General features: G+C 74.0%; 18 protein-coding genes. 10 read left to right on the top strand and 8 right to left on the bottom strand.

Annotated features, from left to right (window positions below; genetic code table 11):
* Positions 1-6: 6 nt before the first annotated feature.
* The gene (locus HS045_RS24365; protein ID WP_196453693.1) at positions 7-993 is read right to left on the bottom strand and encodes a LacI family DNA-binding transcriptional regulator; all 987 of its coding nucleotides are present in this window, start codon (positions 991-993) and stop codon (positions 7-9) included.
* Positions 994-1170: 177 nt separating this feature from the next.
* Here HS045_RS24365 and HS045_RS24360 point away from each other — a divergent pair, with 177 nt between their 5' ends.
* A complete protein-coding gene (locus HS045_RS24360; RefSeq protein WP_196453692.1) occupies positions 1171-2391 on the top strand; it encodes an ABC transporter ATP-binding protein in 1221 nt (406 codons plus the stop codon).
* Between the two features lie 73 nt (positions 2392-2464).
* Here the strand turns inward: HS045_RS24360 and HS045_RS24355 are convergent, their stop codons facing one another.
* Entirely contained in the window at positions 2465-3217 is a 753-nt protein-coding gene (locus HS045_RS24355) for an SDR family oxidoreductase (protein ID WP_196453691.1), read from the bottom strand.
* A 292-nt stretch (positions 3218-3509) separates the two neighbouring features.
* On the opposite strand from HS045_RS24355, the gene HS045_RS24350 reads away from it, so the two are divergent.
* Positions 3510-6578 carry a patatin-like protein gene (locus HS045_RS24350; protein ID WP_196453690.1) on the top strand — a complete coding sequence of 1023 codons (3069 nt, stop codon included), beginning with the start codon at positions 3510-3512 and terminating at the stop codon, positions 6576-6578.
* A gap of 99 nt (positions 6579-6677) precedes the next feature.
* Here the strand turns inward: HS045_RS24350 and HS045_RS24345 are convergent, their stop codons facing one another.
* Complete coding sequence (locus HS045_RS24345; RefSeq protein ID WP_196453689.1) at positions 6678-7061, bottom strand: carboxymuconolactone decarboxylase family protein; 384 nt, start codon at positions 7059-7061, stop codon at positions 6678-6680.
* A 530-nt stretch (positions 7062-7591) separates the two neighbouring features.
* Between HS045_RS24345 and HS045_RS24340 the strand changes: the two genes are divergently transcribed.
* Complete coding sequence (locus HS045_RS24340; protein ID WP_196453688.1) at positions 7592-8275, top strand: hypothetical protein; 684 nt, start codon at positions 7592-7594, stop codon at positions 8273-8275.
* A gap of 14 nt (positions 8276-8289) precedes the next feature.
* Complete coding sequence (locus HS045_RS24335; RefSeq protein WP_230884569.1) at positions 8290-11295, top strand: AAA family ATPase; 3006 nt, start codon at positions 8290-8292, stop codon at positions 11293-11295.
* Positions 11296-11336: 41 nt separating this feature from the next.
* Here the strand turns inward: HS045_RS24335 and HS045_RS24330 are convergent, their stop codons facing one another.
* Positions 11337-11573, bottom strand: coding sequence for a DUF397 domain-containing protein (locus tag HS045_RS24330; RefSeq protein ID WP_374191407.1), 237 nt, complete (start codon positions 11571-11573; stop codon positions 11337-11339).
* 26 nt (positions 11574-11599) lie between these two features.
* The gene (locus HS045_RS24325; RefSeq protein WP_196453687.1) at positions 11600-12415 is read right to left on the bottom strand and encodes a helix-turn-helix transcriptional regulator; all 816 of its coding nucleotides are present in this window, start codon (positions 12413-12415) and stop codon (positions 11600-11602) included.
* A 190-nt stretch (positions 12416-12605) separates the two neighbouring features.
* On the opposite strand from HS045_RS24325, the gene HS045_RS24320 reads away from it, so the two are divergent.
* Entirely contained in the window at positions 12606-13013 is a 408-nt protein-coding gene (locus tag HS045_RS24320) for an ATP-binding protein (RefSeq protein WP_196453686.1), read from the top strand.
* 234 nt (positions 13014-13247) lie between these two features.
* Complete coding sequence (locus tag HS045_RS24315) at positions 13248-15074, top strand: M14 family zinc carboxypeptidase (protein WP_196453685.1); 1827 nt, start codon at positions 13248-13250, stop codon at positions 15072-15074.
* Between the two features lie 69 nt (positions 15075-15143).
* On the opposite strand, the gene HS045_RS24310 is transcribed toward HS045_RS24315, so the two are convergent.
* Positions 15144-15953 (bottom strand): class I SAM-dependent methyltransferase, encoded by an 810-nt coding sequence (locus HS045_RS24310; protein ID WP_196453684.1) that lies wholly within the window; start codon positions 15951-15953, stop codon positions 15144-15146.
* A gap of 170 nt (positions 15954-16123) precedes the next feature.
* Between HS045_RS24310 and HS045_RS24305 the strand changes: the two genes are divergently transcribed.
* Positions 16124-16447, top strand: a complete 324-nt coding sequence (locus tag HS045_RS24305; RefSeq protein WP_196453683.1) for a hypothetical protein — start codon at positions 16124-16126, stop codon at positions 16445-16447.
* 317 nt (positions 16448-16764) lie between these two features.
* Here HS045_RS24305 and HS045_RS24300 read toward each other — a convergent pair whose 3' ends face one another.
* Positions 16765-18300 carry an aldehyde dehydrogenase family protein gene (locus tag HS045_RS24300; protein ID WP_196453682.1) on the bottom strand — a complete coding sequence of 512 codons (1536 nt, stop codon included), beginning with the start codon at positions 18298-18300 and terminating at the stop codon, positions 16765-16767.
* A gap of 208 nt (positions 18301-18508) precedes the next feature.
* Positions 18509-18952 (bottom strand): cupin domain-containing protein, encoded by a 444-nt coding sequence (locus tag HS045_RS24295; protein ID WP_196453681.1) that lies wholly within the window; start codon positions 18950-18952, stop codon positions 18509-18511.
* A gap of 106 nt (positions 18953-19058) precedes the next feature.
* Between HS045_RS24295 and HS045_RS24290 the strand changes: the two genes are divergently transcribed.
* The 3 genes from HS045_RS24290 to HS045_RS24280 are packed head-to-tail and all read left to right on the top strand — an operon-like array spanning position 19059 to position 22965.
* Complete coding sequence (locus HS045_RS24290) at positions 19059-20363, top strand: SWIM zinc finger family protein (protein WP_196453680.1); 1305 nt, start codon at positions 19059-19061, stop codon at positions 20361-20363.
* Entirely contained in the window at positions 20360-21901 is a 1542-nt protein-coding gene (locus HS045_RS24285) for a DUF5691 domain-containing protein (RefSeq protein ID WP_307827679.1), read from the top strand. Before HS045_RS24290 ends, HS045_RS24285 begins: the two co-directional genes overlap by 4 nt.
* Positions 21898-22965, top strand: a complete 1068-nt coding sequence (locus HS045_RS24280; protein ID WP_068895698.1) for an AAA family ATPase — start codon at positions 21898-21900, stop codon at positions 22963-22965. Before HS045_RS24285 ends, HS045_RS24280 begins: the two co-directional genes overlap by 4 nt.
* Positions 22966-23057 lie beyond the last annotated feature (92 nt).

Here is a 23057-nt window from a genome sequence, read left to right as displayed (position 1 = left end):
TGCGGTTCACGGGGTGCGCCGGGGGCCGCAGCTGCCCCTGACGACGAGCTCGGTGGGGAGCAGCACCCCGCGCGGACGGCGCCCTCCCTCGCGCAGCACCAGCTCGGCCGCGCGGTAGCCGATGTCCTGCGCGGGCTGGGCGATCACGGTCAATGGCGGGGAGCAGAGCTCGGCCCAGGGCACGTCGTCGAACATGATCATCGACAGGTCCTTGGGCACCCGCAGGTCCAGCTCCCGGGCGGCCAGCACGGCGGCCTCGCCCAGCAGGTTGCCGCCGGCCAGCACCGCCGTCAGGTCGGGGCGGTGCTGGAAGAGCCCGGCCGCCGCGGCGTAGGCGGAGTCGCGGCTGCCGCGGGCGAAGACGATGAGCTCCTCGTCCACCAGGGCGCCCAGCGCCTGCCGGAAGACCGCCACGCGCTGCTCCTGGCCGGGCCCGCCGAGGTAGGCGATGCGCCGGTGGCCCAGCCCGGTCAGGTAGTCCACCGCCGTCCGCACCCCGCTCCGGTCGTCGGCCAGCACGGCGGGCACGTCGTCATGGCCCGCCGCCGAGCGGTGGGCGAACACCGTGGTCAGCCCGGTCCGCAGGGTCGGCGCCCAGATCTCCGCGTCCCCGGCCGGGACCGCGACCACCCGGCCCACGCCCTGCTCCAGCAGCATGCCGATCTGCTCGGCCTCGCGTTCGGCGTCGTCGCCGGTCGTGCCCAGGATCACCGGCTCGCCGGCGGCCCGCGCGCAGGCGAGCACGCCGTCGGCCAGGCGGCCGTAGAAGCTGTCGGTGATGTCGGGCACCAGCAGGCCGATCCCGCCGGAGCGCTGCTGGCGCAGGTTGCGCCCGAGCGCGCTGGGCCGGTAGTCGAGCTGCGTCGCGACGGCCAGCACCCGCTCCCGGGTCTCGGGGCTGGCCGAGCCGCCCGACAGGACCCGCGAGACGGTGGCCACGCCGACGCCGGCCGCCTCCGCGACGTCCTTGATGGTCGTCCTGCGCGTGTTCATGGAAACGATTCCATCATGTTTTCCGTGTTCGCTCCAGCACGGAGGGATAACGGAGGAGTCGATGACGGCCGAAAACGGGCTTTTCTCTTGACATGGGTGTCCGGTTCGGGTGAGATGCATGAAAACGTATCCACTATCGGGTGAACGCGGGGTTGGCCCGAGGCGTTAAGGACTCCCATGGCTTCCATCGTTCTCAGCAACGTCGACAAGATCTACGCGGGCGGCGTGAAAGCCGTGAACGGCCTCAACCTTGAGATCAAGGACGGCGAGTTCATGGTGCTGGTCGGCCCGTCCGGCTGCGGTAAGTCCACCGCGCTGCGGATGATCGCCGGCCTTGAGGACATCAGCGGCGGCGAGATCATCATCGGCGACCGGGTGGTCAACCACCTGCCGCCGAAGGACCGCGACATCGCGATGGTCTTCCAGAACTACGCGCTCTACCCGCACATGACCGTCGAGGAGAACCTCGCCTTCGGTCTGAAGCTCCGCAAGATGCCGAAGGCGGAGATCTCCAAGCGGGTCGGCGAGGCCGCCAAGATGCTCGGCCTGGAGCAGTACCTCAAGCGCAAGCCGGCCGCCCTCTCCGGCGGTCAGCGCCAGCGTGTCGCGATGGGCCGCGCCATCGTGCGCGAGCCGCAGGCCTTCCTCATGGACGAGCCGCTGTCCAACCTGGACGCCAAGCTCCGCGTCTCCATGCGCGCCTCCCTCAACACGATGCACGAGCGCCTGGGCGTGACCACCGTCTACGTCACCCACGACCAGGTCGAGGCCATGACCCTCGGCGACCGGGTCTGCGTCCTGCGCGACGGTCTGCTCCAGCAGGTCGACACCCCGCAGAACCTCTTCGACAAGCCGGTCAACCTGTTCGTCGCGGGCTTCATGGGCTCCCCGTCCATGAACTTCGTCAACGCCGAGCTGATCCGCACCGAGGGCGGCGCCGCCGTGGCCTTCGCCGGCTACAAGCTGCCGGTCCCGGACTCGACCTTCGCCGACAAGGCCGGACTCGACCAGTACATCGGCAAGAAGATCATCCTGGGCATCCGCCCCTCCGACTTCGAGGACGCCGTCGCCGCCAACGGCCACGCCGGCGGCTGGGTCCGCCTGCCGGTCCGCGCCGAGGTCACCGAGGAGCTGGGCTCCGAGATCAACGTCCTGTTCCTGATCGACGCCCCGCCGGTCCAGCACCAGGACACCGTCGCCGCCGCCGACGCCGGTGACGACGAGGACGCGACCCTGCCGCTGGTCGGCGACAAGTCGCTGTGGACCGCCCGGGTGAACTCTCGCAGCCACGTCCGCCCCGGCCAGAACATCGAGCTGGTCGTGGACACCCACAACCTGCACTTCTTCGACCCGACCTCCGGCCTGGCGATCGGCCACGCGGCCAACGCCCGCATCTGACCATCCCCGTAAGACGATCGGGCCCGTGCCGCGACCCCCTCCCGCGGCACGGGCCCTTTCGCGCCGTCCCCGGCTACCTCCGGCCGATGCGGCGGGAGATCCGGGAGGTCAGGCCGGTCGGCAGGAGCCTGCCGACCGCGACGATCGCCTTGTAGCGCAGGTCGGGCACGCTCACCCGCCGGCCCCGGGCCAGATCGCGCATGGCCTCGCCGACGACGTCGTCGGCCGAGAGCCACAGGATGCCGGGGATGCCGGAGACGTTCATCGCGGCGCGCTCGTGGAACTCGGTGCGCACGAACCCCGGGCACAGGGCCATCACCCGGACCCGGCCGCCGCCCAGCTCGGTGGCCGCGGACTCGCTGAAGTTGACCACCCACGCCTTCGACGCGCTGTAGGTGCCCCGGGTGAAGAACGCCGCCACCGAGGCCACGTTGACCACCGCGCCCCGGTCGCGCTCGCGCATCCCCGGCAGGGCGGCCAGCGTCAGCCGGAGCACCGCCTCGCAGTGCACCTTCAGCATGCGCACCTCGTCGGCGACCGGCACGTCGGGGAACGTGCCGGGCAGGCCGAACCCGGCGTTGTTGACCAGCAGGTCGACGCCCTCGCGGAGCCGCCGCTCGACCGCGGCCAGACCCTCCTCGTCCGCCAGGTCGGCGGGGAGCACCTCGGTCTCCACCCCGTAGCGCAGGCGCAGCTCCTCGGCGCGGACGAGCAGGCGTTTCTCGTCGCGGGCGACCAGGACGAGGGAGAAACCGTCGGCGGCCAGGCGGCGGGCGAACGCGGCGCCGATGCCGGCGGTCGCGCCCGTGATCAGTGCGGAAGGCATGTCCGCAGTCTATGGAAAGGCCGCCCGCGGCCCCTCGGAGGACCCGGCAGGAAGCCCGCCCCTCCGTCTCCCGTCTCGCCGCTCCCCGTTCCTGGCGGGCCGTCTCGCCGCTCCCCGCTCCCCGCGGGCCGCCTCGTCGGAATCCGGGTGACGGGCAAAGCGGAGGTGAAATCCGGGTCCCGGTCCGGTCGGCTTTCCGCGTGCACCCGCCGGGTCGCCGGGGGGACGCCCGCGCTCGGCGCTGTCATGGAACCGGTCGCGGGACAGGGCAGGACCGATCCGGGGGAGCGCGATGGGAGCACGGCACACACCCTCCGCCGTCGTTCCGGACGACGATCGGGAGGACATCCGGATCGCCGTCGTGATGAACGGCGGCGTCAGCCTCGCGGTGTGGATGGGCGGGGTGACGAACGAGATCAACCGGCTGGCCCTGAGCTCGCCCGACGCCCGTGCGGACCGCGACGCCCGTGCGGACCGCGACGCCCGTGCGGACCGCGGCGCCCGTGCGGACCGCGGCGCCCGTGCGGACCGCGGCACCCGTACGGACCGTGCGGACCGCGGCGCCCGTGCGGACCGGGAGGACGTCCGCGCGGAGGTCTACGGCGGCCTGCTGGAGCTGGTGGGCGCGACGGCCCGGGTGGACGTGATCGCGGGCACGTCGGCCGGGGGGATCAACGGGGCCGCGCTGGCGTACGCCCAGGTGTACCGGGCGGATCTGCGGTCGCTGGGCGAGGTGTGGGCCGACACGGGATCACTGGTGCGGCTGCTCCGCAGTCCCGTCTCCCCGCACCGGCCCTCCCTGCTGCGCGGCGACGGCCACCTCCTGCCGGAGCTCGCCGGAGCCCTCGACCGGCTGGTGCCCCCCGACCGGCGGCCGGACCGATACGTCCCGCCGGGTGAACGGCCGATCGACCTCATGATCACGGGGACCCTGATGAACGGCGAGCGCATGCCGTTCCACGACGACTTCGGCAACCCCATCACCGAGATCGACTCCGCGGGGATGTTCCGCTTCACCCGGGAGGCGGGCACCCGTCCGGAGGAGGATCCGTTCCACTTCTCCCACGACGTCGTCCGCCGGCTGGCGCTCGCCGCCCGGTGCACCTCCTCGTTCCCCCTCGCCTTCGAGCCGGGGTTCGCCCCGGTCGGCGCCGACGGGCCGGACGGGCTCCACCCCGACCTGGGTGCGGCCGGGACCAGGCCCGCGGTCGCCTCCTTCTCCTCGAGCCGCTACGTCCTGGACGGCGGCGTCCTGCTGAACCGGCCCGTGGAGCCGGCGCTGTCGGCGATCTACCGGCAGCCGGCGGAGCGCCAGGTGCGGCGGCTGCTGATGTACGTCAACCCCGCGCCCGCCCCGGCCGGTACGGAGGAACCCGCCCGCCGCCCCGCTGGCCACGATGCCCGCCACGATGCCGAGCATGATGGCCGCCGCCCTGCCCGCCCTGACGCCCCGCCGGAACTCGGGGACGTCCTGGAGGCCCTGTTCCGGCTGCCCTTCGAGCAGTCGGTGGCCGAGGAGCTCAGGCGGATCGAGGAGGGCAACGCGCGCGTGCGCGCCCGCAGGGCGGAGCGTCCGTCCCTGATGGGGGTGCTGGACGGCGCGCTCGCCGCCCGGCTCATGCCCGAGTACGCGCGGATCCGGACGCGCCGCGAGGCCGCCCGGATCCACGCCGCGGCCGCCCGCGCGGGAGGGCGGGCGGCGGACTGGCGCAGGGAGGACTTCGAGGCCGCGCTGACCGCGTGCGCCGGGGCGCGCGACGTGGTCCGCCGGGTGCCCGCCGCGCTGCCCGGGGACGACCCGGCCGCCGCGGACGGGGAGGGGGACTGGGACGTCGATGCGATCGAGCAGGCGGGCGAGCTCGCCGTCGACGTCCTCAAGCGCGCCATCTGGCTGGCGCCGCTGCCCGACCAGGGGCTCCGCCGCAGGCTCCGGGAGCGCAGGCGCGAACTCCACGGCGTGCTCGCGGACCTGGCGGAGGCCCGCCGGGAGGAGGAGGGGTTCTGGGCCGGGCACGTCCGGTTGCTCCCTCCGCCGCCGCCCGACCCGCACCGCCGCCGCCGGACGCTGTACGGCTGGCTGGCCGGGGCGACGGCCCGGACGGCGCCCGGCGGCGGACCCTCGGCGGCGGCGGAGGCGGCCATCCGGCGGGGCGGGATCGCGGTGCGGATCGCCGCCGTGCTCGCGGGGGCCCGGGACGACCTGTGGCGCGCCGCCGGCCGGGCCGGCGAGGACGGGCCGCCGCGGGCCGCGGTCCCGGCCGCCGCGCACGAGGCCGGGCTGCTGCGGGACCTGCTCCGCGAACTGGTGCCCGGGGAGGGGACGGCGTCGCCCGCCGCGGTGCTGCGCCGGATGCTCGCCGCCGGCGTCTGCCGGCTGGTCCTCGGCGGTGAGCCGCCGCAGGTGGAGCAGGAGGTGATCCTGCAGCAGATCAGTGCCCGGACGCCGAACTCCTTCGGCGGTCCTGCGGACCCGGGGAAACTCGCCGGGACCGGACTCGGCCAGTTCGGCGCCTTCTACAAGAGGTCCTGGCGGGTGAACGACTGGATCTGGGGCCGCCTGGACGGGGCGACCCGGATGGTGCAGGCCGTGCTCGACCCGGCGCGGCTGCTCCAGCTCGGGCTGTCCCCGCAGGAGGCGTACCGGAGGGTGCGCGCCGTCGCGGTCGGCGGGAGGTTCGCCGACGAGCTGGCGGCCCGCTTCGACGGCGACCGCGAGCGGATCGAGCGCGAGCTCGCCTTCCTGGCGGCCGGGAGGGGAGCGGACGGCTTCGCGCCGGGAGAGCCGGACGGTCCGGGATCCGGCGGGCCGGGGGCCACCGCGCCGGAGGGGCCGGACGGGCCGGACGGCGGTGCGCCGTACCCGGAACCGGACGGCGGCGCGCCGTGCCCGGGACCGGCGGCTCCGGAGCTGACCGCCACGGTCCTGGCGGTCGCACGCCGGCTGCACGCGGAGATCCTCGACGAGGAGATGGACGGCCTGGCCGAGGCCGTACGGGAGGACCTCGGCGCAGGCGCCCGGACCGGTCCGGGCGGGAGGCGGTTCCTGGAGGCCTGGCGGAAGCGGCCGGAGCCGCCGCCGATGGAGTTCCTCTTCACCGCCTTCACCGAGGCGGGGATCGGCGAAGAGCGGTTCGCCGACGAGGTGGGGACGCCGCTGTTCCTGCACACCGCGGGACGGGCCGGGGCGGTGGGAGCCGCGGTGATCGCCTCGGCGCTGGGGGCCGCGCTCCGCCCGGCGCGGCTGGTGGAGCTGCCGTGGTCGGTGGCCGGTGCGGTCGGGCAGGAGCTCGCGGCACGGGTCCGGACCGGCCGGCGGGAGGCCGAGGGCCTGCTGCGGCGGCTCCTCGAACACGGGCAGTGAGGCTCCGCGTCGAACACGGGAGGTGAGGCCCGGCGGCCCCGTCGCGCCGATCGGCCGGCCATCCGCCGGCCGCGTCCCCCACCTCGTGGGACAGGACGGCTAATCCTTCATGAACCGGGCGAGCAGCTCCTCGACCTGCACGTTGAGCCGGGCCCCCCGGGGCCAGCCGGCGTAGTGGGTCAGGAAGATGACGATCTCGCGGAGCTCGTCCGGGGTCAGCTCCCCGGTGCGCAGCGCCGCGTCGAGCTGGAGGTCGACGTCGCCGTCCATCCCCTGTCCGACGAGCAGGCCGAGCAGGAGCAGCCGCCGGTCGCGCAGGCTCAGCCCGTCGCGGGACCAGACCTCGGCGAACAGGTGCTCGACGGTCATGCCGAAGAAGTCGCCGGGGCCGCCCGGGGGGTCGTCCTCACCGTGAACCTGCTTCATGATCTCCAATCCACGGGCCCGGCGGTCGGGAGCGGTGTCGTCGAGGTGCTCGTTCATGAGTGCTCCGGTCGGCCGGTCGGGGGCGGACGCGACGAGCGGCGTCGCGGTCCCTCCATCCTTGGCCGGTTCCGCTGCGAGCGGTAGCTCCTTCCCGCCAATAGTCGCGACATATATGAACATCCCATCGGGAAATCGTCGAGGGCGCCGGAACCGGCGCTCTCCGGGAGCGCGGATCCGAGCCGTCCGACGAGGTCCAAGATCGCACACTCGGGGCCGTGCCCGGAACGCCGCCCCCCGGCGGGACCGCCGTGAGATCCCGGTGGATCCCGGGCCGCCGGCCGGTTCCGGGCTCCATGAGTTCCGGGCTCCGCGACCGGTCCCGGCCTCCGCGGGCCGCCTGCGGCGATGCGTCCGTGCGCCGGGACGAGTCCGTCGCCGTCGCTCCGCCGAAACCGCGTAACGAAGAGAGCCGATTCATCGCCGAGATCTGGTCGAGATTTCCAAGATTGCCATCGGCGGAATGGGAGGGATACTCAAAAAACGGGCACAGATCTCTTGGCGGCCCGCAACGCGGAGGTACAGCCCTGGTGCGAAGTTCACGGGCGCGGCTCGCCGCGACACCGGTGGCGCTCGTCGCGGCCCTGGCCGCCGGATGCGCGAGTCCCGAGTTCACCTACGTCCACGACACCGACGGGCGGACCTACTTCAAGGTCCCGGCCGTCTGGCGGCAGATCGACCCGAAGGCCCTGGACGCCGCCCTGGAGCGGAGCGATCCCGAGTCGGCCACCGCCCGGGCCCGCAGGAAACTCGTCTGGTCGGTCGCCTACGACGCCCACGCCGAGCCCGCCGTGCAGCACCTGTACGGCCTGGGCGCCTCCGGCGAGCCGTTCGTCCTGGCGCGGGTCGCCACGCTGCTGCCCTCCGAGCTCGACGCGCTCTCCCTGAACGGCATGCGCGACGTTCTCCTGCCCGTCTCCGAGGGGGTGCGCGCCCAGGCGGAGCAGATCCCCGGCTACCCGCTGACCGGTTTCGAGCTCCTGGCCGACGAGGTGCTCCACCCGGGCGACGGGCTGCGCGGGGTGCACGTGCGGTTCAACTACGCCGTCCAGGGCGCGGGGACGCAGACCTTCGACCTCACCTCCTACCTGAGCGAGGACGGCCGGCGGCTCTCCACGATGCTGGTCCGCTGCTCGGCGGCGTGCTACCGCGAGCGCGCCGCCGAGCTCGACAGGATCACCCAGTCCTTCAAGGTCAAGAGAGCCATCGGGTGAGGAGCAGCCCGCCTATGGAGATGAAGCCGCCCCCGTCCCCGCACCCCGAGGGCCTGCGCCCGCCCGGCACCGGCCCGACCGATCCGCGCGCCGAGACCCGCAAGCGCATGCCGCTGTGGGACCGGATCAAGTTCGTCCTCGCGCTGACGATCGTCTACCTCGTCCTGGTCTGGAACCAGCTGGCGTCTTTCACGGGCATCATGACCTTCCAGGACGCGATGCTCCGTACGGCGATCGAGGCCCCCTGGATCTTCTGGCTGCTCGGCGCCGAACTGCTGCGGCAGCTGCACTTCCTGGTCAGCGAGCGCTCCGCCGGCTACCACCGGTTCTGGACCCGCGGCGTGTTCGGCGGCTTCGAGCGCTGGAGCCACCGCCGCTTCTCCGACTGGAACCGCTTCCGGACGGCCCGCGCGGTCAAGTGGCTGTTCTGGATCGCGGTGCTGGCGCTCGTCCTCGGCGAGATGCTGGACACCTCGCCCGCCCTCGCGCTCTTCGAGGCCCCCGCGCTGCTCTGGCAGGCGCTGCCGTACGCCGCGCAGCTGGCCTTCGCGTTCTTCTTCATCGCCTTCCAGTTCATCGGCCTGTTCTGGCTGCTGTCGCGGGGCGGGGTGGAGACCTACTTCCCCGACGACATCACGACCCGCTTCTCCGACGTCTGGGGTCAGGACCACGTGGTCGAGCGGGTCAAGGAGAACATCGTCTTCCTGGAGCGCCCGGACGAGATCGAGGAGCGCGGCGGCTACGTGCCCAGCGGCCTGCTGCTGTGGGGGCCGCCGGGCACCGGCAAGACCCTGATGGCCGAGGCGGTGGCGGGGGAGACCGGCAAGCCGTACGTCTTCGTCGATCCCGGTGCGTTCGTGAACATGTTCATGGGCATCGGCATCCTGAAGGTGAAGTCGCTCTTCCGCAAGCTCCGCAAGCTCTCCCTGCGCTACGGCGGGGTGATCGTCTTCTTCGACGAGGCCGACTCCCTCGGGCGGCGCGGCTCCCTGGCGCAGCAGGGGCCGCGGGGCGGCCCGGGCTTCTCCCCGCACTCCGGCGGCTGCCACGGCCTCGGCTACCTGTCGGAGGACACCCGGTGGCTGCTCGGCCGGGCGGGGGCACGCGCCGGTACGGCAGAGCCGGAGACCGGCCGCAGCCGCTTCTTCATGGGCGGGAACATGGGCGGCGGCGGCGACCCCGGCACCCTGCAGGCGCTGCTGACCGAGCTGTCCGGCCTGAAGAAGCCGCGCGGCATCGTCAACCGGCACGTCCGGCGGCTGCTCGGCATGCGGCCCAAGCCACCGCCGAAGTACCGGATCCTCGTCATGATGGCCACCAACATGCCCGACTCGCTGGACGAGGCGCTGCTGCGGCCGGGCCGCATCGACCGCATCTACAAGGTCGGCTACCCCTCCAAGGCGGGCCGGGTCCGCACCTACCGGGGCTACTTCGACAAGGTGCGGCACGAGCTGACCGACGAGCAGCTGGACAAGCTGGCCACCATCACGCCCTACGCCACCGGCGCCACGATCAAGGACCTGGTCAACGAGTCGCTGATCACCGCGATCCGGGACGGCCGGGAGGTCATCACCTGGTCCGACGTGACCCGGGCCAAGCGGCTCAAGCAGCTCGGCCCGCCCGAGGACGTGGAGTACATCGAGCGCGAGCGGCACGCGGTGGCCGTGCACGAGGCGTGCCACGCGGTGGCCGCCTACCGGACCCGCTACCACCTCGAGATCGACATCGCCACGATCGAGAAGGGCGCCGACTACCTCGGCATGGTCGCGAGCATCAAGCCCGAGGACCAGTTCACCCGGTGGAAGTCCGAGCACGAGGCCGACATCGTGGTCTCGCTCGCCTCCCTGGCCGGGGAGCGGATGTTCTTCGCCGAGGACAACTCCTCGGGCGTCTCGGGAGACCTCTACTCGGCCACCTACCTCACCGCGCTGATGGAGGCGCACTGGGGGATGGGCCGCGGCGTGACGTCGGTGCCCGCCCTGCAGGAGCTGGAGATCATGGGCGGCACGTCCCTGCCGAAGCCCGCCGGGACCGGCGGGGGAGCCCGGCCGGCGGGCGGCGGGCAGGGGATCGCCCCGGACGTCCTCGGCGAGCGCATCGAGTACAACCTGGTGCGGCTGCTGGAGCGGACCGAGGACCTGCTGCGCGCGCACCGGCGGGAGGTCCTCTGCCTCGCCCACGCGCTGGAGACGGACAAGACGCTGAACGGCGACGACGTGGTGGCGGTGATCGAGCACCGCCGGGGGCCGCTGGTCGACGGCTCGGTCTACGCCTCCGACGACTTCTACGCCGAGATCGAGGAGTACCACCGGGAGGCGGCCCGGGCGCACCGCGAGCACAGCCGCGTGGCGCGCGACCTGCCCGTCCCGGCGGCCGTGCCCCGGATCGAACCCGCCGCGCTGGTCCCGGGCGCGGTCGCGGCGGGAAACGGCCACGGCTCCCCGGCCGTCGCCGGGCCCGCTCCGGCGGGACCCGAGTTCGTGCCGTGGGCGCAGGACCGCCCGGAGACCCCACCGGCGCCGCCGGCCCGGGCGACGGGCCCGGTACGGCCCGGCGCGGCGGGGCCGGGGCGGGACGGCACGCCGCGGCGCGGGGCGGGGGAAGCTGCGGAGGAGCACGGGCGGCAGGAGACCCGCGGGGGTGCAGGGGGCGCGAAGGGCCGGAAGGAGCGGCGCGGCCTGCGGCGGGTCGCGGTGATCGCCGCGAGTCTGGTCGCGCTGGCCGCGTTCACGCTGCTCGGCGCGGACGCGTTCAGCGGCGGGCGGGTCAGTGCGGCGGCCGGTCTGGCCGACGCGGCGGGGCGGGGCGCCTCGATGGCGGCGTTCGCGGCGGTGGTGGCCGCCTGCGTGCTGGCGGGGATCGCCTTCCTGACGGTCCGGGCGGTCCAGGCGGCGCGGGTCAGGGCGGAGGCGGAGCGCGACCGGGCGGTGGAGCGGGCCCAGCTCCTGGCCGCCGCGCTCGATCCGGAGATCGCGATGCGCGTGCTGGGCTACGACGGCGGCGACCGCCGGGCCGACTGACGGCCCCGGGGGAACCGGCGTCCGGTCCCCCCGGGGATATGTCAGTCGAACTCGCCGGCCTTCACGCCTCCGACGAAGGCGTCCCACTCGCTCGGGGTGAACGCCAGCGCCGGGCCGTGCGGGTCCTTGGAGTCGCGCACGAGGTAGAGCTCGTCGACGTCGGCCTTGTGCGCCGCCAGGGCCGGGTCACCGGGCACGACGGCCACCTCCACGCAGTCGCCTCCGGTGCTGAGACTGCTCTTGCGCCACATGACGCGGGACGGATCCACAGTGGACACCCGCATTTCTCCTCTTCGATCGGTTTTCACAGTTCTTTCGCCACCTGGGCGATGAAGGCCGCCGACGCCTCGGTGCCGAAGGCCATGGCTGTCAGGCTTCCGAACATCAGGGTGTAGCGGCGCACCTCCTCCGGATCCTCCGGAACGAGCCCGCTCGCGGCCTGCTCCAGGTAGACCAGGTCGGGATCTTCGGGCTCGGGGAAGCCGAGCAGGCAGAACTTGCCGTCGACCGCGGCGTGCGCCCCCGCGGAGAACGGGATCACCCGGATCTCCACGTTGGGCAGCCTGCCGAGGTCGATCAGCCGCTCCAACTGCTCGCGCATCACCTCGCGGCCGCCTACCCGGCGCCGGAGGACCGCCTCGTCGAGCACCGCGACGAGCTGGATCGGGTCGCTCGAGCCGTGCAGCAACCGCTGGCGCGAGATGCGCACGGAGACCTTCTCATCCACTTCGGAGGGGGTGTGGGTGATGGAGGTCGCCTCGATGACGGCACGGGCGTACGGCTCGGTCTGCATCAGGCCGGGAACGACGAGCGGTTCGTAGCACCGCACGACGGATGCCTCGGCCTCCAGACCGATGTAGGAGTCGAAACCGGGTTTGAGGGCCTGGCGGTGGCGGTGCCACCACCCCCGCTGCCGGGCCTCCTTGGCCATCTGGACCAGGGAGTCGCGCTCTTGCCCGGTCACGCCGTACACCTCGGTGAGGGCCGCCACGTCCGTCGGCTTGGGACGGGTCAGGCCCGTCTCGTACCTCCAGATGGTGGTGTCGGTGGTGCCGATCCGCTCCGCCACCTCCACCCGCGACAGGCCGCTGTTCTCTCGCAGACGGTTCAGCTCGGCCATCAGACGGCGATGCCGGGCGGTGGGACTCCTTCGGGACGCCACACCCGCACCTCCGATCGTCCGGTAGAAGAAACTGTGGAATTTCAATATGAGCTGTTGCAGTCCTTGATAGAAAGGTTCACCGTGAGTGAGTGTGCCATCCCAGAGCGGCGTCCGCATGGGAATGCATCCACCGGGGAATGAGGCGATCATGACGACCGGGCAGCAGACCGTTCCACCCCGATCCACGGTCACCCTCCACGGCGTACCGGAGTCCGTGGCGCTGGCCCGGCGCCGCGTCCGGGAGCTGCTGGGCGAGGCCCACCCGGCCTGTGACGACGTGACGCTGCTCGTCAGCGAGGTCGTCACCAACTCGGTGGTCCACTCCTGCTCCGGCGACGGAGGGCGGGTGGCGATGACGGTGGCGGTGGGCGCGGACGCCGTGCGGGTGGAGGTGAGCGACGCCGGCTCGGGGCGTTCGGCACCCCACGTGCGCAACGAGCCCGAGGCGGAGAACGGGCGCGGCATGTTCCTGGTGGACCTGCTCGCCGCCCGCTGGGGGATCCGGGAGAGCGACCCGTGCGGAGTCAGGACCCTCTGGTTCGAGGTCGCCTTCTGAGCCCTCCCCCGGGCTTTCCGGGGATCCTTCCCCGGGGCCGCTCCCCGGGCCCCTCCGGGTCCCCTCCCGGTCTCCGGCGGTCCCGGGGCCGCCTCTGAGCCCCGGACGGCAGGGGCTCCGGCGGCCATAACCTCCGCATGATGTGGTGTTTGGGTCTTTGCCGACGGATCGGTGTGCCCGACTCTCGGTTCAGGCGCGTGACAACCCCCGAGAACGCGTCTGAGGAGGACACGGGTGAGACGCCGTCTGATCGTCGGGATCGCCGTCCTGGCGCTGTCATGTCTCGGCATGACCGGGGTGGGAGCCTCGGCCGAGCCGCCGCCCAACAGCCGGTACACGGTCGAGGGTCCGAGTGACTCCCGGCAGCGCAGCGCGGTCGCGGCCACCGGCGCCGCGATCGACCAGGTCGACTCCGCCTCGGTCGTGGTCACCGCCACGGAGGCCGAGGTCGCCGCGATCGAGAAGCTGGGTTACACCGTCACGAAGATCGAGGAACCCCCTCCGCCGCCGACGTCGCTGGCCGACTTCCCGCCCGCCGACTCGGCGTACCACAACTACGCCGAGATGACCGCGGCGGTGAACCGGATCGTCGCCGACCACCCGACCATCGCCAGGAAGATCAGCTACGGCACCTCCTACGAGGGCCGCGACCTGATGGCCGTGAAGATCAGCGACAACGTCGCCACCGACGAGGACGAGCCCGAGGTGCTGTTCACCCACCACCAGCACGCCCGGGAGCACCTGACCGTCGAGATGGCGCTGTACATCATGAACACGCTCACCGACGGCTACGGGAGCGACGGCCGGATCACCGGCCTGGTGAACGGCCGCGAGATCTGGATCATGCCGGACCTCAACCCGGACGGCGGCGAGTACGACATCGCGACCGGCTCCTACCGCTCCTGGCGGAAGAACCGGCAGCCCAACGCCGGCTCCTCCTCCGTCGGCACCGACATGAACCGCAACTGGGCCTACCGGTGGGGCTGCTGCGGCGGTTCCTCCACCTCGCCCTCCAGCGACACCTACCGCGGTCCCTCGGCCGCCTCCGCCCCCGAGGTCAGGGCGGTCGCCGACTGGGTGAACAGCCGGGTCGTCGGCGGCAGGCAGCAGATCAGGTCGCACATCGACTGGCACACCTACAGCGAGCTGATCCTGTGGCCGTACGGCTACACCTACGACGACACCGCGCCCGGCCTCACCCAGGACGACCACGCGGCCTACGCGGCCCTGGGCCGGAACATGGCCTCCACCAACGGCTACACCCCCGAGCAGGCGAGCGACCTCTACATCACCGACGGCACGATCGACGACTGGATGTGGGGCGTCCACAAGATCTTCAGCTACACCTTCGAGATGTACCCGACGGGCGCCTCGCCGGGCTTCTACCCGCCCGACGAGCAGATCGGTCCGCAGACGAGCCGGAACAAGGAGGCGGTCCTGCGCTTCCTGGAGTACTCCGACTGCGTCTACCGGATCACCGGCAAGGAGGCGCAGTACTGCTCCTCCGGCCCGCCGCCGGAGACGGTCTACTCCGACGGCTTCGAGACGGCGACCGGCTGGACCGCCAACCCGTCCGGCACCGACACCGCCACCTCCGGCCAGTGGGAGCGCGGCGACCCGGAGGCCACCTCCTCCAGCGGGACCAAGCAGCCCGGCACCACGGCCGGCGGCGTCAACGCCCTGGTCACCGGGCGCCTGGCGGGCTCCTCGGCCGGCGCCCACGACCTCGACGGCGGCGTCACGAGCATCCGGTCGCCGGAGATCGCCCTGCCGAGCGGCGGGACGCTGACCCTGTCGCTGGCGTGGTACCTGGCGCACGGCTCCAACTCCTCCAGCGCCGACCACCTGCGGGTGAAGGTCGTCGGCCCGTCCGGGACGACCCAGGTGTTCCAGCAGCTCGGCGCGGCGGCCGACCGCGACGGCGCGTGGGCGACGGCGACGGCGGACGTCTCCGCCTTCGCCGGGCAGACCGTCCGGATCCTGGTCGAGGCGGCCGACGCCTCGGGCGCCTCCCTGGTGGAGGCCGGAGTGGACGACGTGAAGATCACCCGGGGGGCCTGACCCCCGGCCCGGTGCGCGGTCGCCGCCCGGCGACCGCGCATCCCGGAGCGCCTCCGGGCCCGACGCGGGTCAGGCCCGGCAGACCAGCTCCCCGTGGAGCAGCGACAGCCAGCCGTCCGGCGCGGCGGCCCAGGTCCGCCAGGCCGCGGAGACGCGGTGCAGGTCCGCCTCGGTCGCGGCGCCCGAGGCGAGGGCCTGGCGGGCCATGTCGGACTGCAGGATCCGCTCGGCCCACATGCCGCCCCACCACTCCCGGTCCTCCGGCGTGGCGAAGCACCAGGTCGAGGAGGTGGCGGTGATGTCGGTGAAACCGGCGGCGCGGGCCCACGACAGCAGTCTGCGCCCGGCGTCCGGCTCGCCCCCGTTGGCCCGGGCGACCTTCTGGTAAAGGGCCAGCCACTCGTCCAGCCCGGGCGGTTCCGGGAACCAGGTGAAGGCGGCGTAGTCGCTGTCGCGGACCGCGACGATCCCGCCCGGCCGGCAGACCCGCCGCATCTCCCGCAGCGCCCGGACGGGGTCGCCCACGTGCTGCAGCACCTGGTGGGCGTGGACGACGTCGAAGGTGTCGTCGGGGAAGTCCAGCGCGTGCACGTCGGCCACGGCGAACGCGATGCCGGCCGTACCCCGCCGCTCCGCCTCGGCGCGGGCCAGGCCGAGCGCCTCGGCGGTGACCTCGGCGGCGGTGACGACGCCCGGCGCGACCCGCTCGGCCAGGTCGGCGGTGATGGTGCCGGGACCGCAGCCGACGTCCAGCAGCGACATCCCCGGCACCAGGTGGGGGAGCAGGTACGCCGCGGAGTTCTCCGCGGTGCGCCAGCGGTGGGAGCGCAGCACCGACTCGTGGTGCCCGTGGGTGTAGACGGCGTCCTTCGCGGTCATGGCCACTCCTTCGTCGAGTGGATCGACCGTAGCATTCGTCTCACTTAATGAGAGGACTTGTCTCTTCATATGAGATAGATTCAAGCGGCATGTCTTCCCGCCTGCCCTCGGGGAAAAGAGAGGAGGGGGACTCGAATGGGTCGTCACCGTCACCAACGGGGGTGGTTTCCGTGCGCGACGAGTTCAGCACGCACGAGGTGTGGTCGCTGGAGTGCCAGTGCTGCGGGCGCGTCTGGCAGGAGGGGTACGGCGTCCGCCACGTCGCGGACGAGCGCGGTCACGAGGCGGTGGTCTGGACGCAGGCGGGCGAACCGGTCCAGCCTCCCTGGTCGGGGGCGGACTGCCCCGGATGCGGCGCCTCCACGGTGAGCGCCTTCCCGCAGGGGGGGCGACTGCGGTCGGCCGCGGCCCGGACGGACGCGGGCGTCTGCCGTCCTCCCGTGGAGGCGCTGTACTCGCCCGTCCCGCGCAAGCCGCCCGTCCCGCTCTACTGACCCCTCCGGCGGGCCGTCCCGGCGGAGCGGCCCGCCGGAGCGGCCCTCGCGGATTCCGCGGGATCGGCGGGCGCCGGGTGGGTTCCGCCGGGATCCGCGGAGGCCGCGCCGCAGCACGCGGCCCCCGCGGTGGAGGCGACCCGTCGGGCCGCCCTCTGAGGACATGCCGCGATCATGATGGGGAGAACCCCGCACAACGGCAAAGACCTGGCGGAACGCCGACCGGGACCGGCCGCCTCGCTCCTGGGCGTGCGGCCGGTCGCGTTCCGGTCCGGCCATGAGGGGCCGCCGGCCGCGTCCCCGCGCCGGAGCGCGGGTCAGAGGCGGAAGCCCAGGTCGGGGACGATCTCGGCGACGTCCATCTGGGCCTTCTGCAGGCGGCCGGAGTAGTCCCAGTTCATCGCCTGCCAGCGGGTGAACTGGTCGAGCACCCACATGCCCGACTGGCGGCTGCCGTTGCCGGACTTGCCGTTCCCGCCGAAGGGCAGGTGCGCCTCGGCGCCGGAGGTGGAGTTGTTGACGCTGACCATGCCCGCGCCGATGCCCGAGCGGAACCGGAAGACCGCCTTCGGATCGGTGGTGTAGATCGACGACGAGAGCCCGTAACCGGGCCGGTCGGCCAGGGCGATCGCCTCCTCCAGCGTGCCGAAGGAGGTCACGCCCACGATCGGGCCGAACGTCTCCTCCAGGAAGAGCCGGTCGTCGGCGCGCACGCCGTCCACGACCACCGGGTGGTAGTAGAGGCCGCCGGAACCGGTGAAGCCGCCCCGCGGGTTCTCCGGCGTGATCCGGCCGACCGGGCCGGAGACCACCGTGTGGTGCGGCTCGATCCAGCCCAGGTACTCCTCGTAGCGCTCGGCGAACCTGTGGTCCAGCAGCGGTCCGCAGAGCACCTCCCCGGCCGGGTCGCCGATCTCCGCCCCCGCCACGGCCGCCGTGTAGCGGGCGAGGAACTCGTCGTGCACGCTCTCGTGCACGATCACCGTCCCGAGCGAGGTGCAGCGCTGCCCGGCCGTGCCGAACCCGGCGAACAGCGCGCCCTCCACCGCCAGGTCGAGGTCGGCGTCCGGCATGACGACCATCGGGTTCTTGCCGCCCAGCTCCAGGCAGGGCGACTGCAGATGACGCCCGCACAGCTCGCCGATCCTGCGGCCGACCCCGCTGGAGCCGGTGAACCCGACCTTGTGCACCGTGCCCTCCTCCAGCGCGGTCTCCAGGCCGGCGAAGGTCTGCTCGCCGTCGGCCAGGACGAGGTTCAGCACGCCCTCGGGGAGTCCCGCCGCGGCCAGCAGCCGGTAGAGCGCGTGCGCGGAGGCCGCGGCGTACTCGGCGGGCTTCCAGACCGCGGCGTTGCCGCACAGCAGCGCCGGGACCAGGTACCACGACGGCACCGCGACCGGGAAGTTGCCCGCGGTGACCACCGCCGCCACCCCGACGGGGACCCGGAAGGTGAACAGGCTCTTGTCCGGCATCTCCGAGGGGACGGTCTGCCCGTAGAGCCGCCGCCCCTCGCCCAGGAAGAAGTCGCAGGTGTCGACGATCTCCCGGACCTCGCCCAGCGCCTCGGCGTACGGTTTGCCGATCTCCCGGGTGACCAGCCGGGCCAGCGCCTCGGCGTTGGCCTCCACCAGCCGTCCGGCCGAGGCGATCACCCGCCCCCGCACCGGCGCGGGCACCCGTGCCCACTCCGCCTGGGCGGCCGCGGCCGTACGGCAGGCGGCGGCGAACGCGCCGGCGTCGGCCAGGTGGACGCGCGCGACGACCTCGTCCACGCGGGCGGGGTTGATCGAGTCGTAGACCGCGCCGCCGGTCGCGTCCTTGCCTCCGACGACGGAGAAGATGTCGAGGGTCACCGTTGACCTCCTTCTAGGGCGTGTGCACGCATTCTCTCCGCCCGCCGGCGGCCCGTCACATCCGCCCGCCGGGCCGGGGCGGCCGGGGCGGGATCGAGGCGTCCCGGGACGGGAGCAGGGCGGGGCAGGGCCCGCGGAGGCCGGGTCGGAGCATGCGGGAGTCGGGTCGGAGCATGCGGGAGTCGGGTCAGAGCATGCGGAAGTCGGGTCAGAGCATGCGGAAGTCGGCGAAGTCGAAGCCGGGGGAGACGACGCAGCTCACCAGCGCGCCCTCGTCCCCGGCGGGGCGGGCGGCCTGCCAGGTGCCGCCGGGGACGAGGGCCTGCGGGACCTGGCCGTCCTCCACCCGCGGTCCGAGCGTCACCGTGCGGACCGGCTGGCCCTCGTGGCCGCCCAGGACCAGGGTCAGCGGGCCACCGCGGTGCCAGAGCCACACCTCGTCGGAGCGGACCACGTGCGGGCGCGACTCCTCACCGGGCTCCAGCAGGAAGTAGATCCCGGTGGCGGTGGCGCGCGGCCCGCCGTACCCGGGCGGGGCGAGGTCGCAGGAGGTGCGCCAGGTCTCCCGGAACCAGCCCCCCTCGGGATGGGGCAGCAGGTCCAGGGCCTCGGCGAGCGGAGGGCGGGAAGACGGGAGGGAAGAGGTCGTCACCGCACCGATCCTAGAAGGCGGGCGGGACCGGGGCGGGCGCCTCGGGCGGGGGCGTCCGGAACCATGATCAGAGGTTTTGTCGGGGCGCCCCGATAGCGTGCGGCACGTGATCGAACGGTGGAACCGGGATCAGGTGCTCGCGCTCGCGCCCGACGCCTCGTCCCAGAAAGCGGCCCAGGGGGTCTCCGCGCCCGGCAAGTGGTCGGGTGCCGGAGTCACCGCCGACGCGGTGTGGGGCGAGTGCAAGGGCAGCGGCTCCACGCCCTACCGGGCCTGCGTCGACCTGACCGAGCCCGCCTACAAGTGCACCTGCCCCAGCAGGAAGTTCCCGTGCAAGCACGCCCTCGGCCTGCTGCTGCTCTGGTCGGCGGGCGGCGTCGCGGACGCCGCCGAGCCCGCCGGCTGGGCGGCCGAGTGGCTCGACCAGCGCCGCGCCCGCGCGGCCCGGCCGGCCCCCGCCCGCGCGGAGCGGAGCGAGGCGGCCCCCGACCCGAAGCGGGCCGAGCAGCGTGAGCAGCGGGTCGCGGCCGGCCTGGCGGAGCTGGAGCGCTGGCTGGCCGACCAGGTCAGGCAGGGGCTGGCCGGGACGCGGCGGCACGACCAGTGGGACGGGCTGGTCAAGCGCCTGGTCGACGCGCAGGCCCCCGGGGTCGCCGGGACCGTCTCCCGTCTCGGCTCCGTCCTGGCGGCCGAGGACTGGCCGGCCCGCCTCCTCGGCGAGTACGCCCTGCTCCACCTGCTGCTCGCCGCCCACCGGCGGCCGGTCCCCGACGGGGCGCCGGACGCGCTCGGCGCGGGGCTGCGGCAGACCGTGCGCACGCGGATCGGCTTCCCCGTCGCCAAGGAGGAGGTGCTCGCCGGCGAGACGGTCCGCGACCGGTGGGACGTGCTCGGACGGCGCGACGAGGAGCAGGACCGGCTGACCGCGCGGCGGGTGTGGCTGCGCGGCAGGACGACCGGCCGGGCCGCGCTCGTGCTCTCCTTCGCCCCCGCCGGGCAGGCGCTGGACGCCTCGCTGGTCACCGGCACCACGCTGGACGCCGACCTGGCGTTCTACCCCGGTTCGGCTCCGCTGCGCGCCCTGGTCGCCGAGCGCCGCGGCGCCGTCTCCGAGGGCGGCCCGCCCGGCTCCTCCCCGCAGGAGGCCCTCGCGGAGGTGGCGGCGGCGCTGGCGGGCGATCCCTGGATCGACTCGTGGCCGCTCGTGCTCGACCGGGTGGCCCCGATGCGGGACGGCGGGTGGCTGCTCGGCGGCCCGGACGGCGGGCTCCCGCTGCACCCGTCGGCGGGCGCGCCCTGGCGGCTGCTCGCCGTCTCGGGAGGGCACCCGCTGACCGTCGCCGCCGAGTGGACCCCGCGCGGCCTGCTGCCGCTGGCGGCCTGGAACGAGGAAGGACCGGTCGTGCTGTGAGCACCCACGCGAACATTCCGATGCGCGCCTCCGCGGACGTCCCGCAGGGCCACGGGCCGGTGTCCGGTCCCGCGACGCCCGAGGCCCCGGCGGCGGGCGGGGTGCCGGTCCCCGCCGCGGGGCCGGTGACGAGCCCTGCGACGGGCCTCACGACCCCCTGGGAGGACCTGGTCTCCACCGCGCTCGTCGGCACCGACCGCAGGCCGCCGCCCGGCGCGGCGGACCCGGCGGCGGCGGTGCTGGAGCAGGCCGCCGTGCACACCGTGCGGGTCCGCGCCGGGCGGCGGCTCCGGCGGGGGGAGCCGCTGGAGCCCGCCCCGGCCGAGGAGCAGCCCGCCGTCCCGCGCGCCGCGGGCGACCGGCTGGCCCGGATCCTCGGCGGCGAGCAGGCCAGACTGCTCACCGAATGGCTGCGGACCGCCGCCGGGCTGGGCCGCAGGGTCCCGGCGCACCTGCTGCCCGACCTGCTGGACCACGCCGCCCGCGACCGCTCGATCCGGCCGTTCGCCGCCGTCCTCGCCGGGCGGCGGGGCCGCTGGCTGGCCGGTCTCAACCCGGCCTGGGGTTTCCTGGAGCAGGAGGCCGGGGCGGCCCGGCCGAGGCCGCAGGAGTGGGAGCTGGGCACGCCCGGCGACCGCCGCGCCTACCTGGCCGCGCTGCGGGCCGACGACCCGGCCGCCGCCCGGGAGCTGCTCGCGGCGACCTGGGAGAAGGAGACCCCCGACGACCGGGCGGCCTTCCTGGAGACCTTCGCCGACGGGCTCGGCCCCGGCGACGAGCCGTTCCTGGAGGCCGCGCTCGACGACCGCCGCCGCGAGGTCAGGCACCAGGCCGCCGACCTGCTCACCCGCCTGCCGGACTCCCGGCTGGCGCGCCGGATGGCCGAGCGGGCCGCCCGCTGCTTCACCGCGGCGGGCCGCCGGATCCTGGTCACGCCGCCGCAGGAGTGCGACGCCGCGATGGAGCGCGACGGCGTCCGGTCCCGGCCGCCGCACGGCACCGGCGCCCGGAGCTGGTGGCTGCAGCAGCTCGTGGCCCGCACCCCGCTGCAGGTCTGGCCCTCCCTGCTCGGCCGCCCGCCGGGCGAGCTGGTCCGCGCGAAGATCCCCGACTGGGAGCGGGAGGTCGTGGCCGGATGGGTCAGGGCGACCGTGCTCCAGGGCGATCCCGCCTGGGCGCGGGAGCTGTTCGCCCGGGACCCGCTCGCCGACCTGCTGGCCGTACTGCCCCGCGGGGAGCAGGAGGCCGTCGCCGCCGGGTTCGTCCGGGACCACGGCCTGGACGGGCAGCTCATCATGGTCCTCGGCGGCGCCGCCGCCCCCTGGGGGCCCGCGCTGACCCGGGCCGTGCTGCAGAAGATCCTCGACCTGTCCGGCACGCAGGCGTGGAACGTCGGCGAGCTGGTCAGACTGGCCGGCGAGCGCGCCGACCCCGCCCTGTACGGCCTGGCGGAGCGCCTCTCGCTCGAACCCCCCATCCAGGAGGTCGCCGCCCTCCTGCGTTTCCGTGACGACATGCTGAAGGAGCTCACTCCATGACGACGGTGCTGCGCGCCCACGCCGAGGACCAGTACGCCGAGGAACTGGCCGTGCTGGCCAAGGACGACGACCGGGCCAGGCCGCCGGGCTGGAAGCTGTCGCCCTGGGCGGTGACCACGTACATCCTCGGCGACGGCGACCGGATCACCCCGAAGTACATCGGGCCCCGCCGCATCGTGGAGGTGGCGGTGGCGACGCTGGCCACCGACCGGGCGCTGCTGCTGCTCGGCGTGCCCGGCACCGCCAAGACCTGGCTCTCGGAGCACCTGGCCGCCGCGGTCAGCGGCGACTCCACGCTGCTCGTGCAGGGTACGGCGGGCACCGCCGAGGAGGCGATCCGCTACGGCTGGAACTACGCCCGGCTGCTGGCCGAGGGCCCGTCCCGGGACGCGCTCACCCCCAGCCCGGTGATGCGCGCGATGGCCGAGGGACGGATCGCCCGGGTCGAGGAGCTGACCCGGATGCCCTCCGACGTGCAGGACGCGCTGATCACCGTGCTGTCGGAGAAGACGCTGCCGATCCCGGAGCTGAACGAGGAGGTCCAGGCCGCGCGCGGGTTCAACGTCATCGCCACCGCCAACGACCGCGACCGCGGCGTCAACGACCTGTCCAGCGCGCTGCGCCGCCGGTTCAACACCGTGGTGCTGCCGGTGCCGGCCACCGCCGAGGAGGAGGTGGACATCGTCTCCCGCCGGGTGGAGCAGCTCGGCCGCTCCCTGGAGCTGCCCGAGACGCTGACCGGCCTGGAGGAGATCCGCCGCGTCGTCACGGTCTTCCGGGAGCTGCGGACCGGCGTCACCGAGGACGGCCGGACGAAGGTCAAGTCGCCCAGCGGAACGCTCAGCACCGCCGAGGCCATCTCCGTCATCACCAACGGCATCGCGCTGGCCGCCCACTTCGGCGACGGCGTGCTCCGCCCCTCCGACGTGGCGGCCGGGATCGCCGGAGCGGTCGTCCAGGACCCGGTCTCCGACCGCGTCGTGTGGCGCGAGTACCTCGAGACCGTCGTCCGGGAGCGCCAGGACTGGCGCGACTTCTACCGGGCGTGCCGTGACGCGGGCTGAGCCGCGGCCCGGCCCGCCGGTGGTCCCGGGCCGCCCCGGGGCCCCCGGCGGGCCGGGCACCCCCTCGGCCCGCACCACGACAGGAGGCGAAC

Origin of the sequence: Planomonospora sp. ID82291 (genome assembly GCF_015711645.1) — a bacterium.
GTDB lineage: Bacteria > Actinomycetota > Actinomycetes > Streptosporangiales > Streptosporangiaceae > Planomonospora.
This window is presented reverse-complemented; position numbering and strand designations above follow the sequence as displayed.